1 protein-coding gene is annotated in these 1,734 nt (G+C 40.8%); it reads right to left on the bottom strand.

The features are described from left to right. Positions 1-1,544 (bottom strand): translational GTPase TypA (gene typA, locus ACI4WO_RS03810; RefSeq protein ID WP_439806232.1); only part of this gene is annotated, 1,544 nt, incomplete at its 3' end. Positions 1,545-1,734: the final 190 nt, after the last annotated feature.

Here is a 1,734-nt window from a genome sequence, read left to right as displayed (position 1 = left end):
ATAAACAGCTGACCTCTTTCCTGTGCATTGTAAAGACCGTATGTTACAGCTTCACCTGTTTCAAAGGAAACCAGAGAACCAGTATTTCTTCTGGGGATTTCGCCCTTGTAAGGCTGATAGCTGTCGAATACGCTGGACATAATGCCCTCGCCCTTTGTATCTGTCAGGAATTCGCTCTTGTAGCCGAAAAGTCCTCTTGACGGGATTAAAAATTCGAGTTTCATTCTTGAACCCTGCGGGTGCATTTCAAGCATTTCAGCCTTTCTTGTACCCATTTTTTCCATAACCGAGCCCACACATTCTTCCGGCACATCAATTACAAGTCTTTCAACAGGCTCAAGCTTTTTACCATTTTCGTCCTCATGGAAAAGTACTCTGGGAGTAGAAACAGAAAGTTCATATCCTTCACGTCTCATATTTTCAATGAGTATTGAAAGATGCATTTCACCTCTTCCGGCAACTCTGAAAGCGTCAGTATTTTCTGTTTCTTCAACACGCAGTGAAACATCTCTGAGAGTTTCCTTAAAAAGTCTTTCTCTCAGCTGACGAGAGGTTACAAACTTGCCTTCTTTTCCGGCAAACGGAGAATCGTTTACAGAAAATGTCATTTCAACAGTAGGCTCGCTGATTTTTGTAAAAGGAATTGCCTCAACGGCGTCAGGCGAGCAAATAGTATCGCCTATTGTAATACCGTCAATACCGCTTATCCACACGATATCTCCAGCCTCTGCTTCTTCTGCAGGAACTCTCTGAAGTCCTTCTATCTGGAGAAGTGAAACAAGCTTTGCATTTGTGATTTTCTTATCAGGCTGCTGATGATTGCAAACAACCACGTTCTGATTTACCTTTGCTTTTCCTCTTGCAATACGTCCGATTCCGATTCTTCCTACATAATCATTGTAATCAATAGAAGAAATCAGCATCTGGAAAGGTCCGTCCTCCTCAACCTTCGGCGGATCTATATAATTTATAATGGTATCAAAAAGCGGAGTAAGGTCTTTTCCTTCTTCATACTGGCTTAAAGATGCCGTACCAGCTCTTCCCGAGCAGAAAAGTATCGGACTTTCAAGCTGTTCATCATTTGCGTCCAGGTCTAAAAGAAGCTCTAATATTTCGTCGCCGATTTCATCAAGACGTGCGTCAGGACGGTCGATCTTGTTAACAACGATAATGATCTTGTGATTCATTTCCAGTGCCTTTGAAAGCACGAATCTGGTTTGCGGCATAGCTCCCTCGGCAGCGTCAACAAGGAGAAGTACGCCGTCGACCATACTCAGAACTCGCTCTACCTCGCCGCCGAAGTCAGCGTGTCCGGGAGTGTCAATAATATTTATTTTAGTTCCCTTATAGCAGCATGAAGTATTTTTTGCAAGAATTGTAATACCTCTTTCACGTTCAATATCATTGTTGTCCATTACTCTCTCAGCAACAACCTGATTTTCCCTGAAAGCGCCTCCCTGTTTTAGCATCTCGTCAACCAGTGTTGTTTTACCATGGTCAACGTGGGCGATAATAGCAATGTTTCTTAAATCTTCTCTAACCATTTTTTATTCCTCCTTCCTACTTTTTTGAAAAAAAGTAGGCAAAAAACTTTTATACGTATTTTACTTTAATGATTTATTTTACATAAGGCTCGACCATTTAATAAATTGAACCTTAAGGGAAAAATTGAAAAAAACAGGCAAAAAACTTTTATACGTATTTTACTTTAATGATTTATTTTACATAAGGCTC

This window comes from Porcipelethomonas sp. (genome assembly GCF_051893655.1).
Lineage (GTDB): Bacteria > Bacillota > Clostridia > Oscillospirales > Ruminococcaceae > Porcipelethomonas.
Note: the sequence above shows the minus strand (reverse complement) of the source record. Positions and strands in the feature narration are given on the sequence as shown.